At 28.1% G+C, this 15,018-nt stretch carries 18 protein-coding genes, 1 tRNA gene and 5 pseudogenes; 3 read left to right on the top strand and 21 right to left on the bottom strand.

From position 1 onward, the window contains the following. The first annotated feature begins 162 nt into the window (after positions 1 to 162). Together DJ007_RS11240 and DJ007_RS14845 are read left to right on the top strand one after the other, a co-directional pair. The gene (locus tag DJ007_RS11240; RefSeq protein WP_206076344.1) at positions 163 to 771 is read left to right on the top strand and encodes a hypothetical protein; all 609 of its coding nucleotides are present in this window, start codon (positions 163 to 165) and stop codon (positions 769 to 771) included. 646 nt (positions 772 to 1,417) lie between these two features. Continuing rightward, complete coding sequence (locus tag DJ007_RS14845; protein ID WP_165974144.1) at positions 1,418 to 1,564, top strand: hypothetical protein; 147 nt, start codon at positions 1,418 to 1,420, stop codon at positions 1,562 to 1,564. 20 nt (positions 1,565 to 1,584) lie between these two features. Here the strand turns inward: DJ007_RS14845 and DJ007_RS11235 are convergent. The 16 genes and pseudogenes from DJ007_RS11235 to DJ007_RS18070 all read right to left on the bottom strand — a co-directional run. Further along, positions 1,585 to 1,743: pseudogene (locus tag DJ007_RS11235) on the bottom strand (oligopeptide/dipeptide ABC transporter ATP-binding protein); the annotation flags it as partial. Positions 1,744 to 1,852: 109 nt separating this feature from the next. Next, positions 1,853 to 3,459, bottom strand: a pseudogene (locus tag DJ007_RS20880) (IS1634 family transposase). A gap of 254 nt (positions 3,460 to 3,713) precedes the next feature. Beyond that, a complete protein-coding gene (locus DJ007_RS11220) occupies positions 3,714 to 4,706 on the bottom strand; it encodes an ABC transporter ATP-binding protein (RefSeq protein WP_129409627.1) in 993 nt (330 codons plus the stop codon). Continuing rightward, positions 4,703 to 5,662 (bottom strand): ABC transporter ATP-binding protein, encoded by a 960-nt coding sequence (locus DJ007_RS11215; RefSeq protein ID WP_129409626.1) that lies wholly within the window; start codon positions 5,660 to 5,662, stop codon positions 4,703 to 4,705. Before DJ007_RS11215 ends, DJ007_RS11220 begins: the two co-directional genes overlap by 4 nt. 6 nt (positions 5,663 to 5,668) lie before the next feature. Continuing rightward, positions 5,669 to 6,540: pseudogene (locus DJ007_RS20450) on the bottom strand (ABC transporter permease). Positions 6,541 to 6,549: 9 nt separating this feature from the next. Continuing rightward, positions 6,550 to 7,555: pseudogene (locus DJ007_RS20445) on the bottom strand (ABC transporter permease). A 44-nt stretch (positions 7,556 to 7,599) separates the two neighbouring features. Further along, a complete protein-coding gene (locus DJ007_RS11200; RefSeq protein WP_129409625.1) occupies positions 7,600 to 9,099 on the bottom strand; it encodes an ABC transporter substrate-binding protein in 1,500 nt (499 codons plus the stop codon). A 210-nt stretch (positions 9,100 to 9,309) separates the two neighbouring features. Next, the gene (locus DJ007_RS11195) at positions 9,310 to 10,098 is read right to left on the bottom strand and encodes an ABC transporter ATP-binding protein (protein ID WP_165974143.1); all 789 of its coding nucleotides are present in this window, start codon (positions 10,096 to 10,098) and stop codon (positions 9,310 to 9,312) included. A gap of 5 nt (positions 10,099 to 10,103) precedes the next feature. Then, positions 10,104 to 10,730 carry a hypothetical protein gene (locus tag DJ007_RS11190; RefSeq protein WP_129409623.1) on the bottom strand — a complete coding sequence of 209 codons (627 nt, stop codon included), beginning with the start codon at positions 10,728 to 10,730 and terminating at the stop codon, positions 10,104 to 10,106. A gap of 13 nt (positions 10,731 to 10,743) precedes the next feature. Then, on the bottom strand, positions 10,744 to 10,968 hold the full coding sequence (locus DJ007_RS11185) for a hypothetical protein (RefSeq protein WP_129409622.1): 225 nt from the start codon (positions 10,966 to 10,968) through the stop codon (positions 10,744 to 10,746). A 13-nt stretch (positions 10,969 to 10,981) separates the two neighbouring features. Then, positions 10,982 to 11,290 (bottom strand): STAS domain-containing protein, encoded by a 309-nt coding sequence (locus DJ007_RS11180; RefSeq protein ID WP_129409621.1) that lies wholly within the window; start codon positions 11,288 to 11,290, stop codon positions 10,982 to 10,984. A 75-nt stretch (positions 11,291 to 11,365) separates the two neighbouring features. Beyond that, positions 11,366 to 12,124 carry a TatD family hydrolase gene (locus tag DJ007_RS11175; protein WP_129409620.1) on the bottom strand — a complete coding sequence of 253 codons (759 nt, stop codon included), beginning with the start codon at positions 12,122 to 12,124 and terminating at the stop codon, positions 11,366 to 11,368. Between the two features lie 3 nt (positions 12,125 to 12,127). After that, positions 12,128 to 12,490: a cupin domain-containing protein gene (locus DJ007_RS11170; RefSeq protein ID WP_129409619.1), complete on the bottom strand. Its 363-nt coding sequence runs from the start codon at positions 12,488 to 12,490 to the stop codon at positions 12,128 to 12,130. After that, positions 12,483 to 12,764: a prolipoprotein diacylglyceryl transferase family protein gene (locus DJ007_RS19350; RefSeq protein ID WP_276318757.1), complete on the bottom strand. Its 282-nt coding sequence runs from the start codon at positions 12,762 to 12,764 to the stop codon at positions 12,483 to 12,485. The genes DJ007_RS11170 and DJ007_RS19350 overlap by 8 nt, the downstream gene beginning before the upstream one ends. Beyond that, positions 12,718 to 13,241: pseudogene (gene lgt, locus DJ007_RS11165) on the bottom strand (prolipoprotein diacylglyceryl transferase). Before lgt ends, DJ007_RS19350 begins: the two are co-directional and overlap by 47 nt. Further along, the gene (locus tag DJ007_RS18070) at positions 13,238 to 13,399 is read right to left on the bottom strand and encodes a hypothetical protein (RefSeq protein ID WP_240739542.1); all 162 of its coding nucleotides are present in this window, start codon (positions 13,397 to 13,399) and stop codon (positions 13,238 to 13,240) included. Before DJ007_RS18070 ends, lgt begins: the two are co-directional and overlap by 4 nt. Before the next feature lie 50 nt (positions 13,400 to 13,449). Between DJ007_RS18070 and DJ007_RS11160 the strand changes: the two genes are divergently transcribed. Beyond that, positions 13,450 to 13,522 (top strand) — tRNA-Gly (locus DJ007_RS11160). A 12-nt stretch (positions 13,523 to 13,534) separates the two neighbouring features. On the opposite strand, the gene DJ007_RS11155 is transcribed toward DJ007_RS11160, so the two are convergent. The 5 genes from DJ007_RS11155 to DJ007_RS11135 are packed head-to-tail and all read right to left on the bottom strand — an operon-like array spanning position 13,535 to position 15,008. Further along, positions 13,535 to 13,768, bottom strand: coding sequence for a hypothetical protein (locus DJ007_RS11155; RefSeq protein WP_129409618.1), 234 nt, complete (start codon positions 13,766 to 13,768; stop codon positions 13,535 to 13,537). Beyond that, a complete protein-coding gene (locus tag DJ007_RS11150; protein WP_165974142.1) occupies positions 13,765 to 14,112 on the bottom strand; it encodes a hypothetical protein in 348 nt (115 codons plus the stop codon). The genes DJ007_RS11155 and DJ007_RS11150 overlap by 4 nt, the downstream gene beginning before the upstream one ends. Continuing rightward, positions 14,091 to 14,537 carry a hypothetical protein gene (locus tag DJ007_RS11145; protein ID WP_129409616.1) on the bottom strand — a complete coding sequence of 149 codons (447 nt, stop codon included), beginning with the start codon at positions 14,535 to 14,537 and terminating at the stop codon, positions 14,091 to 14,093. The genes DJ007_RS11150 and DJ007_RS11145 overlap by 22 nt, the downstream gene beginning before the upstream one ends. Beyond that, on the bottom strand, positions 14,489 to 14,761 hold the full coding sequence (locus DJ007_RS11140) for a tetratricopeptide repeat protein (RefSeq protein ID WP_129409615.1): 273 nt from the start codon (positions 14,759 to 14,761) through the stop codon (positions 14,489 to 14,491). The genes DJ007_RS11145 and DJ007_RS11140 overlap by 49 nt, the downstream gene beginning before the upstream one ends. Continuing rightward, positions 14,754 to 15,008 (bottom strand): hypothetical protein, encoded by a 255-nt coding sequence (locus tag DJ007_RS11135; RefSeq protein WP_129409614.1) that lies wholly within the window; start codon positions 15,006 to 15,008, stop codon positions 14,754 to 14,756. Before DJ007_RS11135 ends, DJ007_RS11140 begins: the two co-directional genes overlap by 8 nt. Positions 15,009 to 15,018: the final 10 nt, after the last annotated feature.

Below are 15,018 nucleotides of genomic sequence, written 5' to 3'. Positions count from 1 at the left end.
CAATTTTGTTTTAAAAAGGTGGGATGGGATGAAAAATATAAGTGTTAAAGAGATCATGGATATTATTTTCTATTGTGATTACTCAAAACCAATAATCAATATTTTAAAGGAGAATGTTGAAAATAAAGAGAAAAAGGAATTTTTTCAAAAATTAATTAGAATTTGGAATTTGAAATCAAAAAATTTATTTATGAGCAGGGTAAAGAAGAAGATGTTTTGTCCACAATTTTATTAAAGGAAATAATTAGATTTTTTAGAATAAAAAGATTATTAGATATTAAATATTATGGTACTGCCAAAAATGAAATTAATAAATTAAAAAAGAATTTATCCCATTTACCAAATTATGGAAGAGAAATTATTATACCAGCTATAGAATTTCTTAGTATTGAAAATTATGAAAAAATTTTAATTAGAAAATATAGTAAAAAATCTTATTCAAACGTTTTTTTAGAGTTATTAAATCTAAAAATGTTGTCCAAAGAATATATCAAAGAAAAGGATTATAATAAATTATGGAATATCTTATTGAGAAGTTATGAATTTTCTTTTGAACTTGGGCATCCGCATTTAATATGTAAGACTTTAGAAGATGGTATTAAAGTCTTTAAAAAAAAGGATAAAGTAAAAGTATATTATTTTTATAAAATGCTTCAATATTATGTAGGATATTATTTTGATGATATTTTCAGAATAAATAAATGGCTAAATTTTATTTTGAAAATTAATTTTCTAATGATATTAGTATCTTTTCCACTGTTCAAACATTAGTAGAATATAATAAATATTATAAATTAAAAGCAAAAAATGAAAAAATATATTCCAAATTTGAAAGCAAAAAATATATAGTTGATAAACAATTGAGGGAATTTTTATTTAAAAAATTAAGCAAAAATATAGAATCAAAATATGTAAGTTCTAAAGAAATAAAAGAAATGATAAATAATAATATTATTATTTATCACTCAAAAAACCTTATGCGATTAGAAATGAATTGTATAAGATGCAAATAAAAGATATTTTTAATACTAATATAGATGAATTTAAAAAATGGAAAAAAATATAATTTTTATCAATTTTTTGGCAACTCTGATTTCTTATACACACAAACCCAAATTTTAAAAAAAATCTCTATTATCCATGTTTTTTAAACAAAATAAAGAAAGTATTATGAAATATTTTTCTGATAGTTATGATAAAATGCTTTTTTTTAATATAATGGTTTTGAAAAATCCGATTAATTGCAATAATCCTTTTATATTAGGAAGAAAAAATGTTCTTTTTGCTTTTTTAAAAAGCTGAAAAATGTAAAAGAATTTGCATATACATATTTCAAGCTTAAAACATATGAAAAATATAAATTTGATCTTTTTTAAGAAATAGTGCAAGATATAATGGTATAATAGGTAAAAAGTATTTGTTTTATGGGAAAAATGAGATATTAATAAAATTTCATAAGAAATATAAGCTAAGATTAAATAATTTGATTTTTGGATATTATAGTTTTGATTTAAGAGAAAGAATTTTATTAAAAAAACTTTTAGAAGGATTATTCAACAAATAAGCCACAGCAAACGCTGTGGCTTATTTGTTGAATAGATGACAACTTACTTCATGTTGTTCGTCAAGTTTTACGGTTTTTGGTTCTTCAACTTTACATATATCCATTGCATATGGGCATCTTGGATGGAATCTACATCCTTTAGGTGGATTTACAGCATTTGGTACTTCACCTTTTGGAATTATTCCTGAGTTTGACAGTATTTTTTTCAATAAAATTCTAAAAAGCAGAATTATTCTAAAAAACAACAATTGTTAATTTTTTATTAAATACAAAAGTGTCATTACACCCCTAAATTTTATATTTTTCTTTGAATTCTGTATAAGGTGATATTATTTTTGGTACAGGGATATTTAATGTATTTAATATTCTTTGTCCTAATTTATTTAAATTCATTCTCGCTACAAGATGTTGCTTTTGTGTTTTAAATTCAATGTATTCCATATTTTTAATAGCTTCTCTTATTTTTTCATGAGAGTATTCAACATTATTTTTTTCCAGTTCTAATTCTAGTGTTCTTTGAATTATGTAAGATATGAAACTCATTACAATATGTCCTTTTATTCTTTTTGGTGTCCAATGAAATACCGGTCTTGTTTCAAGATAATTTTTTAATGTTCTAAATGTTTCTTCTACTTTCCATAATGTATGATATTGTTCTAATATTTCTTTTGGAGATAGTTTTGTGTTTGTTATTATTCCATAGTATCCATCGTATTTTTCATCATTTTCTATTTTTTCTATGTCCAGTATATAATTTTGTTTATTCTGTTCTTTTAAATATTTTTTCGCTCCTCTTTTACTTTTTGAATCTATATTTCCTTCTTCTAACATTTTTTTCGCTTTTTCTATTAATCGTAGTCTATCTGCTCTGTCTTTTTTGGCTCTTTCTTCTGAATATATTATGAGTAATCTTTTATTTTCATATTCTACTTCTCTATATTTTATTCCTTTTGCTATTTCTATGAATTCTCCTTCAAATATATTTACTTTTTTAACTGTTTTATTGATTTTCCTACTATGAATTCATAATTAGAATTTTCTACTACTTCTATATTTTTTTTACTCATCATTCCTCTATCTGCTACTACTATTACTTTTCCTAATTGATATTCTTTTTTCATTTTTTCTATTGAATCTTTGAATGTATGCCCTTCGAATGTATTTCCTGCATATATATCAAAACTAACTGGCATTCTATCTTGATCTATTGACATCCCTAATACTATTTGTGATTCATTAAATTTCTTATCTTTTGAATATCCCATTTGTAATATTTCATTTGTTTGTTGTGGTTCAAACGCTAATGTTGTTACATCGTAAAATACTAAATCTACCGTTGTATTAAACAAACTTATCCTTTGATTATACATATGTTTTTCTATCGACTCTTTATTATCTGCCAATATATCCAATGTTCTGTATAACCAGTGCAGCATTACATCTTTTTCTTCCAGGTCTTTTTCTTTTTTAACTTCCACTTTGTTATATCCAAAATACTCTAAATTATTAAATATTCCCAATTTACTTTTCGGTTCTACTATTCTATTCATCACCATTATTTTTAGCATCTCTTCTGCATTGTATTTTATTTCTTTATCCAGTCTTTCAAAATATCTTTTCATCTCATATCTTTCGAATATCTTATTTACTATTACTTTGGCTCCGTAATTCTTTTTATCCGGTGCCTTTTTTATATCTTCTGTATCAATATAATTTTTTAAATCAAATATTTGTATGAGTTTATTTACTATATTTTTCGCTTCATTTTCGCTAAAAGAGTCAATCCTTCCTAAGTTTGCAACAGTTCTTTGCTTTATCTTACCATTTTCCCTATAACTTTCAACAATTCTTAAATATTCAACACCTTTGTTATTTTTAACTACTCTCAAAAACACAAAAATCACCTCTTGATTTCATAATACCATTACTTATTATACCACAAAAATATTATGAAATCAAGAATATAACGCTATTGTTAAAAATATTTGTGTCACTACAAAAATTTTTCAACCCCAATTTTCACCCTTTTCATCGTCGCAAACCCGCATTCTACCGTTTCGATTTTTCAAAAATCATGAAATCGCTGTCAAACTCAGGAAAAACTTTTAGAAGGATTATTCAACAAATAAGCCACAGCAAACGCTGTGGCTTATTTGTTGAATAGATGACAACTTACTTCATGTTGTTCGTCAAGTTTTACGGTTTTTGGTTCTTCAACTTTACATATATCCATTGCATATGGGCATCTTGGATGGAATCTACATCCTTTAGGTGGATTTACAGCATTTGGTACTTCACCTTTTGGAATTATTTTATTCTTTTTAAGTTTTGGATCTGGTTCAGGAACAGCTGAAATTAAAGCTTTGGTATATGGATGAGCAGGATTTCTATATATATCTTCAAATGTTCCTATTTCCACTATCTTTCCTAAATACATAACAGCTATTCTATCACATATGTATTTGGTTGTAGCTAAATCATGTGTGATAAATAAATATGTAAGGTTAAATTCTTCTTTTAAGTCAATCATAAGTTTTAATAATTGAGATCTAACTGATACATCAAGCATTGCAATGGCTTCATCCGCTACGACAAATTCTGGTTTTAAAACTAAAGCTCTTGCTATAACCACACGTTGCCTTTGACCACCAGATAAGTCTCTTGGATATCTATTATAATATTCTTCAGCAGGTTTTAAATTTACTCTTTCCATTATTTCATAAACTATTTTCTTTTGTTCGGAATAAGTTTGGCCAATTTTATGTATTTGAAGTGCATGGCGAATAGCTTCACCTATTTTCATGTAAGGATTTAAAGCTGCCATTGGATCCTGGAAAATTATCTGGATTTTTTTTCTGAATCTTCTTAATTCTTCATTTGATAAGGATGTAATATCAACATTATTAATTTTTATTGTTCCAGAGGTTGGGTCCAATAATCTTAAAACCATTCTTCCTGTAGTGGTTTTTCCCGAACCGGACTCTCCAACTAAGCCAAGTGTTTCACCTTTTTTTATTGTGAAAGATATATCATCAACAGCTTTGACAAACTTTTGCTCTTTTCTAGTTAAAAATTCTGATATAGATCTTTTTAATGGAAAATATTTTTTAAGATTTTTGACTTCAATTAATACATCATTCATGCTTTCACCTTCTCATATAACCAGCACTTTACCCTTGTTTCATCGACTTCAAAATCTGGTGGAACTTTTTCATGGCATATTTCTTTAGCATAAGGACAACGAGATGCAAATCTACATCCTTTTGGTGGTTTGACTAAATTTGGTAAATCTCCAGGAATATATCTTAATTCTCTATCATCAATATTAGTATTTGGTATTGATTTTAGTAATGCCTGGGTGTAAGGATGTTTTGGTTCATAGTATATTTTTTCAGCTGTAGATAATTCAACTAAATGTCCCGCATACATAACTCCTATTCTGTCAGCTAATTCAGCAACAACACCAAGATCGTGAGTGATTAAAACCATAGACATTTTATGTTCATCTTTTAGTTTTTTTAGAACTTCCATTATTTGAGCTTGAACAATAACATCTAATGATGTTGTAGGTTCATCTGCAATAACTATCTCCGGTTTTAAAACGAGAGATAATGCAATCATAACCCTTTGTCTCATACCACCAGAAAATTGAAATGAATATTCATTCATACGAATAGGATCTATTCCAACATCTGATAATATCTTCCCTGACATTTCCAAAGCTTCATCTTCAGGTATTTCAGGATAATGTGCTTTTATGGTTTCTAAAAATAAGTCTTTTACTTTCATTATGGGATTTAATGAAGTCATTGGATCCTGAAATATCATAGAAATATGTTTTCCTCTAATCTTTCTCATTTCCTTCTCATTATATTGTGCAATATTTTGTCCTTTAAAGGATATTTCTCCCAGAATTTTTGCGTTTTTTGGAAGTATTTTTAATAATGATTTTCCTAGTGTAGATTTTCCACATCCAGATTCACCAACTAAGCCAAGTGTTTCATTTTCTGAAAGGCTTATATTAACATCCTGCACAGCACTAACATAGCCATTTTTAACTTCATAATTTATATGTAAGTTTTTAATATTTAAAATCATAAAACGTCACCTTCTTTCACGAATAGTAGGATTCAATAGTTCGTTAAGTCCTTCGCTAAATAACGAAAATCCTAAAACTATAGTTATTATAGCCATACCTGGATATAATATCCCCCACCATGCACGTGATAAAACAAATCTCTGACCATTACTTAAATCATAACCCCAATCTGGAGTTGGTGGAGCAATACCTAAACCCAGAAAGCTTAACCCGGCTTCAGTCATTATTGCATCTGCTAAATTCATGGATAAAACTACAACAACAGAAGGTAAAACATTTGGAAGAATATATTTAAATAAAATTTCCCAATTTTTTGCTCCAATAGCTCTTGCACCTTCCACGTACAGTTCATTTTTTATACCAGATACCTGATTTCTTATAACTCTAAAGTAAGTAGGTGTATAAACGACTGCAATGGATAATGCAATATTAACCATTCCTGGCCTAAAACTGCTGCAATAGCAATTGCCAAGATTAGTCCCGGAAAGGAATATATGGCATCCATGATTAAAGTTAAGATTCTATCCAATGGTCCGCCAATGTAACCGGATAATAGTCCTAAAGGTATGCCAAACACCGAAGCAAAACCAACAGATATAAAGGCTATAGATAAAGCTATCCTTGCACCGTACATTATTCTGCTAAATATATCTCTTCCTAAATTATCTGTACCAAAAACAAATTGACTATTTGGAGCGCTTAAAGCTTTACCTACCCTTTGGATTGGATTGTATGGAGATAGTTGAGGTGCGAATATAGCCATTAATGTATAAAAAATTAATATCATTGCCCCAACAAAAGTTATCCAACCAGTCCCTGTTTTAAAAAGTTCTTTGAAAAAAGAGCCTATTTTATGTGAAAAAAATTTATTTTCCATTATATCACCTCAATATCTGACTCTTGGGTCTATAAGTGCATTAATTATATCAACAACGATACTAATAACTATAACAAAAAATGCGAAAAACACAATGGTCCCTGAATAGCTGGAAAATCTCTATATCTTATTTTCATGACAAGATAACTTCCTAATCCTGGCCATGAAAATGTAGTTTCAGTTAAAACAGCACCAGCCAATAATATAGCCAATTGAAGTCCCATGACAGTTAGAATAGGAACCATAGCATTTCTTAATGCATGTTTGTATAGCACTCTTCTTTGACTTATTCCGCGTGCTCTTGCTGCTGTGGAAAAATCCTGGGATAGCATTAAAATGGTATTGTTTCTAACCATTCTTAAAAATATACTTGAAATAACCAAACCAAGCGTAATGCCTGGCATTAATAGATGTTTTAAAACATCAACAAAAGCTTCCCAATTTCCAGAAATAATAGAATCCAATAAAAAGAAGCCTGTTTTTGTATCTAGAGAAACGATAGGAGATAATCTTCCTGCAACAGGTAGCCATCTTAATACCATTCCAAAATAATATTGCATCATTAAACCGAACCAGAATACAGGAATAGCATATATGAAAACTGAATAAACTCTTGCAGTAATATCAATAACACCATCTCTATGGGCCGCCGCTTCTGCTCCCAAAAAACCCCGATTAGAACGGCAACTATGAAAGCGAATAAGGTTAATTCAACAGTAGCAGGAAATCGATCTTTTATTTCATTCCATACAGGTCTTGAGGTTAATGTTGATTTACCAAGATCACCTTTTAAGAGGTCCCCAACATAATCGAAAAATTGAATTATGATAGGTTTATCTAATCCCAATTCATGACGTTTTTGATCAATAACTTCCTGTGGAGCTTTACCTCCTAGAATTGCTAATACAGGATCACCTGGAATAATTCTAAGAACAAAGAAAATAACTATTAAAAGAATAAACATCATAGGTATAGCTAATAAAATTCTTGTGAGTATGTAATCTTTCAAGGACAAAATCATCACCTCTTTTAAAAACCCCGCCAATTGGCGGGAGATTATTATTTCTTTTCGATCAAATAATATCTAAATATTTGTGTTGGTTCTAATAATACACCTTTAATATTCTTTTGAGTAGCTACTACTGCAACTCCCTGCCAAAGAGGAATATTAGGAACATCAACAACTAAATGATTTTGAACCTGTTCATAAAGGTCAGATCTTGTATTTTGATCAACACAGATTCTTGCAGCTTTCATAATAGCTTCTGTAGTTGGGTTTTCATAGAAACTACCCATTGATTTTGCACCATTAATACTTAAGAATGGCCATAGATAATCATCAGGATCTATATAGTCTGGATACCAACCTAGTAGGAATAATCCCATTGTTCCATTTAAGAAATAGTCGACATATGTTGACCATTCTGCATATTTAATGTTTACCTTAATAATACCTGTTTCTTCTAATGATTCTTTCAATACTTGAGCTACATCAGCTTCTGTTGTTCCGTAATGTGTAGGTGAATACCATAAGTCAATAGTTAATGGTTTATCTGTCCAATAACCAGCCTGTTGTAATAATCTTTTAGCAGCTCTTAAATTTCTTTTTGGGAATATATCTTTATGACTCCACATTCCCATTGGAACCATTGAGTATAATGGTTGAGCTAATCCAACAAAAACATCATCAACAATTCTCTGTCTGTCAACAGCATACATTATAGCTTTTCTTACAAGAGGATTTGAGAATGGAGCCTGTTTTGTATTTAATACAAGATATCTTATTTGAGGACTGCTGCCTTTTATAACATTAATATTTGGATTGTTTTCAAGATCAGAAATATCTCTTGGATCTAAATGCCTAAATGCAATATCGATTTGGCCTGTCTCCAGAGCCAATCTTAATGTGGCAGCACTTTCATAGAATGTAATAACAACTTTATCTACTTTTGGTGCTGGACCAAAATATTTATCATTTTTAACCAAAACTATTCTAACATCTCTTATCCATTCAGCGATTTTATATGGTCCTGAAGAAGAAGGAGCACCTTCATAAAATGCATTTGCTGGATATAAATTTGGATTTACTGGCCATGCCACTGTATAACCCAAAACAGATAAAAATGCTGAAAATGGGTACTTTAATTTTATCTGGAATGTATACTTGTCAACAACATTTGTGCTGTCAACAATATCTGTTAATAAGAATGCAGGATCACCATTTAATTTCATAGCTCTGTCAATAGAATATTTCATAACAGAAGCATCAATGGCTGTTCCATCTTCGAATTTTGCATCTTTTCTAAGATAGAAAGTATAAACTAAACCATCAGGGGAAACTTCCCATTTTTCTGCTAATGATGGAATGAGATTAGAAGTGTTAACTTCGTAATCAACCAAACCTGTTAAAACATTTTGAAGAATGTTACTTGAAAAGTAGTCATAACATTTTGCTGGATCTAAAGTCCTAATCTTGTCCGTAGTTCCAACAACTAATACCTTTGAAGAAAAAGCCAATACAGAAACGATGAGCAATAAAATCAATAAAAACTTCTTCATACAATCCCTCCCTTTATATAATGGTTATGTAAAAATAATACTACTACAATGTAAAAATTAACTAACTTTATTTTTTTGATAATCATATTATAACATAAAAATATCATTATTTACAAGTAAAAAAATAAAAAAATGCAATTTCTTCCGAAATTGCATCTTAAACATGCTTAAATACATGTAATATTTTAATTTGTAATATTAAAAAATGATTCATTTTTTTAAATATCCAAGAACAACTTCCCTAAAATCGGGAGACCTTCCGATATTCTCTTCGGTTTTTACCAGTATTCCATCATCTAAAGGTGTTATGATTTCCATTTCTTCCGTCATTTCACTTTGTTTTACAATTTTATGATCAGATAAAGCTTTTTCTATATTCCCTTCAAATGTGGTTTTTCCAGAATTTATTATGGCAAATCTTGTTGCTATTAATTCAACTTCCTCGATGTGATGAGTTGACATAATAACAATGTTTTCTTTATTTGATACAAACTCTTTTAACATTTTAAGTATTTTATCTTTCTTTACCGGATCAATATTTTGTGTTGGTTCATCAAGTATCATGATTTTTGGTTGAGAAGAAAACATAAGAATAATATAAAAAAGCGTTTTCATTCCTGAAGAGTACGCATGAACAGGTTTGTTTATGGGTAACTCAAATTCCATCATCAACTCTTTATATTTTTTTTCATTCCAGGTCGGATATAGAATTTTCCATAATTCAGCATAATCATAAGGATATAATCCTTTAAACGTTATTCTATCTTCAAGCAAAACAGATATATTTCTTTTTCTAAATTTATTTAATTTTTTCCCATTAATTAAGACTTTTCCTTCGTCAGGTTTTAAATCACCGTATATACATTTTAATGTTGTTGTTTTTCCAGCACCATTTGGCCCTACAAGAACATAAATATCTCCTGGATTAATAGTAAGATTTACATCAATTAGTGCAGGTTTTGGACCATAAGACTTTTCTAAATTTATAACTTCTATCATACTAATCACCTCAAAGAATTTGTAATTAACCATGCAACAATAATTAATACAAATATAAGACTTAAGATTGTAAATAATTTATTTTTATTTTTTGTATAATTAGATGAATCAGAGTAATGAAATATTATCATTACAGAAAAAAATAAAAATAATGAAATTAAATTTATAAATAAATTTTTTTGAGTAACCAGACTATAATCTTTTATCATTTCGTTTGATTTTAAAAATAAATCAACCAACCAGATTGAAATAGGAATATATATGCCTCCGAGTCCTTTAATAGAAGATAATACACTTAAACTATAAAAGAAAGCGAAAAATAATAGATTACCCAATAATCCTATCCAGTCTGAATTTTTTGTTATTCCAAAATATAAAGCTTTTGAAAGCAGTAATAAACTTGCTCCAAAAATATAATATGATAAATAAAAATCCATTCTTGAAATAGGTAAAGTAGAAATCAAAGAAAAATTTTTATTTTCTATTTCTCTTGTTAATAATGTTGATGCAAAAATAACGGCAAATAGATTACCTAAATCATTTGGTAAGAATAGCAAAATGGAAATAAATATTAAATAATAAGATTTTTGTCTGAATTCCTTTTCAAATACAAATTTTATAGTTTTTATCATCTAATCACCTCGTTTATTTTATTGTGAGAATAAAATTAAATGCTGGAATATAGTTTGTGATTATCAAAACAAATATTATAAAAAATATGATTAAGTATAACCATCTTCCTTTTTCAAAAACCATAGAAAAAACAACGGCTGCCAGAGCTTCTAATATAATGGGCAATATTGGTATTTGAGAAAAGAATACGCCTAAAACAGCTATAAAAATAGCAGCATAAAAAATCAATATTTTCATATAAAACACCCTTTCATTTGTTTATATTAAAAACTTCTTGAAGCTTTAATAATGCAAATAGTTTTTGTATTTTTTCGTTCATATTTATAAGAACTAATTCTTTTCCTTTTTCAATTAATTTTTTTTGTAAGGAAATCAGTTGTCCTATACCTGTACTATCAATAGTTATTAACCCATTAAAATCTATAATGATTGTAGTTATATCTTTTTTTGAGATAATTGGTATAACTTCATTTTCAAAATCATGGACATCATATAAAGTAAATTCTCCCATAATTTTTATAGTATATATTTTATTTCTTTTAATTTTAATTATTTTCATAACTCACCTCACAATATGCTTATTCTATTGTTATTATATCATAATAACATATAAACCTCCCAATTTTTGGGAGGTTTATATGTTAAATAATTTTTTTGAGTTTTCTAAAAATATTTCCGATAGATGTTCAGTTGGTATATCTTTAATTTCCGCAATCTTTTCAATTATATATTTTACATAAATAGGGTTATTTTTTTTACCACGAAATGGAACAGGAGTTAAAAATGGTGAATCTGTTTCTGGTAAAAGGTATTCAACAGGTGTATTTTTTACTACTTCAACCAATTTATGATTATTTTTAAAAGTGATTGGTCCATCAATGCCAATATAAAAACCTAAATCCAAAAACTTTTTTGCTGTTTTCCAATCAGAGGAGAAGCAATGAACCACTCCAGATTTATCAGAAATTCCTTCATTTACTAATATCTCAAAAGCGTCATTGTATGCCTCGCGTATATGTAAAATTAATGGAAGTTTTACTTCCTGGGCAATCTGAATCTGTTTTGAAAGTGAATTAAATTGTTCTTTTTTTGTTGTATATTCTCTATAATAGTCCAGTCCAATTTCACCAATAGCAACGACTTTTTTATTTTGAGCGAGAATTTTTATAGTATCAAAATCTTTATTTGTTAAATTAGCGGAATCATTTGGATGAATTCCGACAGAACAATAAATTTTTTCAAATTTATTTGCTAATTCTATGTTTTCAAAAGAGTTTTCAACGTTTATACCAATTTCTATTACAAATTCCATGTTATTTTCATCAAAGGTTTTTATTATATCTTCTTTATTATCAATTAAATTTAAATGACAATGTGTGTCAACTAATTTCACTAATTATTCCCCTCCACTTTTTGGAATTACACAAATAAACTGACTTTCGCCATTATTTATGTTTTTAAATTGATGTTCTACATTTGGTGGAACAAATACAAAATCTCCTTCTTCAGCAATTATGTATTCTTCACCATTAAAAACTTCCAATTTACCTTTTAATACGAAAACTTCATGTTCCCAATCATGAGTGTGTTTTGGTGAAAAACCGTCTTTTTCTAAAGTAAATAATCTCATTACAAAGTTTGGAGCACCTAATTTATTTCCAATTAATACTCTCTTATGAGCACCTTTAACAGTCTTTCCACCATCGTCATATATAATAGGTTCAATATCCATAGATTTTCCAATAAAAGCTTTATCCATACTTTCCCTCCTCCGAACTATATCTATAATTATTTTTTATTCCATAAGAATATTTTTTTAACAATACATACATTACTATTCCAATAATAATAAACAAAATACTTATCAACACCGCAACCTTCATTCCCATAAACATCAACGAATCAGTTCTTAAAAGTTCTATCCATGCTCTGCCTAAAGAATATAAAATTAAATAAAGAGAAATTATTTCTCCATCAAATTTCTTTTTATTTCTTGCATAATAGAATAGAAATAAAAAGATTCCTAAATCCATAAAGATTCATATAAAAATGTAGGATGAAAATACTCAAATTGTTCATAACCTGGCATTCGATATGGGCTGGAACATACATTTTCCATGGGAGGTTAGTAGGACCACCATAGGCTTCATAATTAAAAAAGTTACCCCATCTTCCTATAGCCTGACCTAAAGGTAAAACATGTGCCATTAAATCAAGCCCTTTTAAAAAGTTAAAGGTTATGTTTTTTTTCAATTTAGTATAAAGGTATACAGATAATAATGCTCCCAAAATACCCCATGTATGGCCATGCCACCATGCCATGTTTTAAAGATTTCAGAAGGTGTTTTGGAATATATATCCCAATTAAAAGTTACATAATATAAACGAGCGCCAATAATGGCGAAAATAATACCTATAATAACAGCTGTAGATAAATCATCTTCAGAAATATTCCACATTTTCGCAGTGTTATTTGCAAGATAAAAACTAAGAAAAACTCCTGTTGCTATAAGTAATCCATACCATCTGATTTGTAAAGATCCAGTGTTAATAATACGGGATTTAAAATAAGTTTTCCTGAAAAAACTTCAGGTAATAAGAAAATTATCAGAATTAACATAGAAGATGTCGAAATGATTAAAACATTTTTAAAAAGTTTATCTTGCATAAATTCCTCCTTGAAAAAAGTATTTAAAAATGATATAATAATTAACTGATGCGGTGTAGCTCAGTTGGTAGAGCATCAGCTTCCCAAGCTGAGGGTCGCGGGTTCGAGTCCGTCGCCGCTCCATTTTTTATTCTATCATAAGGTGATCTCTATTTTTATCTGCAAAAATTTCTTTAAAGATTGCATGTAAATCACTTTTTGAAAATATTCCCCTTTCTTTGCGACTTCTTCGTCAATCTTTTCTAAGCTTTCTAATCCTTTAACGTTTGAAACAACTATTGCTCCTTCAGGTTCAGACATAATTTTATTATACTTAGTAATTACATCTATATTAGGTTTAACAGTTTCTATATTATCCAGATCAGTCATTTTTTCTTTTCTATAAAAGATTCAATATTATTATCTTCATTATCTTCATTATTTTCATTATTTTCTTCATCTATATTTTCTGTTTCATTATCAGATAGCTCTTCGATATTTTCTGAACTTATTTTTTCTTCTACATTATTATCTTCTAAGACATCTTCAATATCCATATTAATATCTTTAGTTTCTTCGGGCAATGGTTCATCTAATAAAGAGTTAACATCAATTTCTTCTAAATTTGTTTCAGTATTAGTTTCTATAGATTGATTACTTGAAACACTAATTGGCTCAATAGGTTCACTTTCATCTATATCCATTTTCTTTTTCATCTTTTCATATTCATCCATAGTTCTTCTAACTCATCGATTTTTACTTCAAGAATTTCTTCTATTGGAATTGCGGCTTCTTCTTCTTTTTCTTCGGATACATTAAATTCCATAGATTCTTCAGTGTTTTTAAGTTCCGTAACTTTTTCTCCAAATGAATATTTTTTTAAAATAAAAAAGTATATTAAAAATGCCATAACTGCTACAACAAAAAATATTACAAATGCAACTAATATATAATAAAACCATCCGATTTTCAAATTATTATTTGATGTAGATTCGGTGGATGGTAAAGTGGATTTAATTTTTAAGGTTTCAAAATGTAGATTTTCCTGGATATTTCCATTTTCTATACTTTTTAGAGCAAGCGCAACTTTTGGATCATTTGTGTAATCTTTTAAATAATTTTTTGCTTCATTATATTTTTTAAATAAAATTTCGTCCACCCAAGCATATATCTAATATCAGGATACTTAATCTCAATTTCAGCAGAAAGCTTTAAAGATTCTTCAAAAAATCTTTCGGCGCTTTTGTATTCTCCAGTTTGAAAAGCGCTTTTTCCATTAAAATAGTACACTTCTGCTTTATCCAGAAATGTCTGGCCAAATAAAGTAAATATTAATAGTAAGAATAAGATTAAAGTAATTTTTTTTAATAATGAGCTATCCATAACTCAAATCCCCATCTTTTTTTAGAAAAATTAAGAATGAATTTTTATCATAATCCGTAATATCAATAATATCCGAATTATTAAGTGTTTGATATTCGCCTGGAAATACTTTATTTTCCATGTCAATATATGTAATATAATTTTTATCAAAAATCCAGAGTTTATTATTATTTTCTAACATTTTTAATTTTCCGACATCACTATCTCCAAGAATTTGAACTTTTGAATTTTTTGTATCGTATATCAATAATTTATAG

The organism is Marinitoga lauensis, assembly GCF_004135675.1.
Lineage (GTDB): Bacteria > Thermotogota > Thermotogae > Petrotogales > Petrotogaceae > Marinitoga > Marinitoga lauensis.
This window is presented reverse-complemented; position numbering and strand designations above follow the sequence as displayed.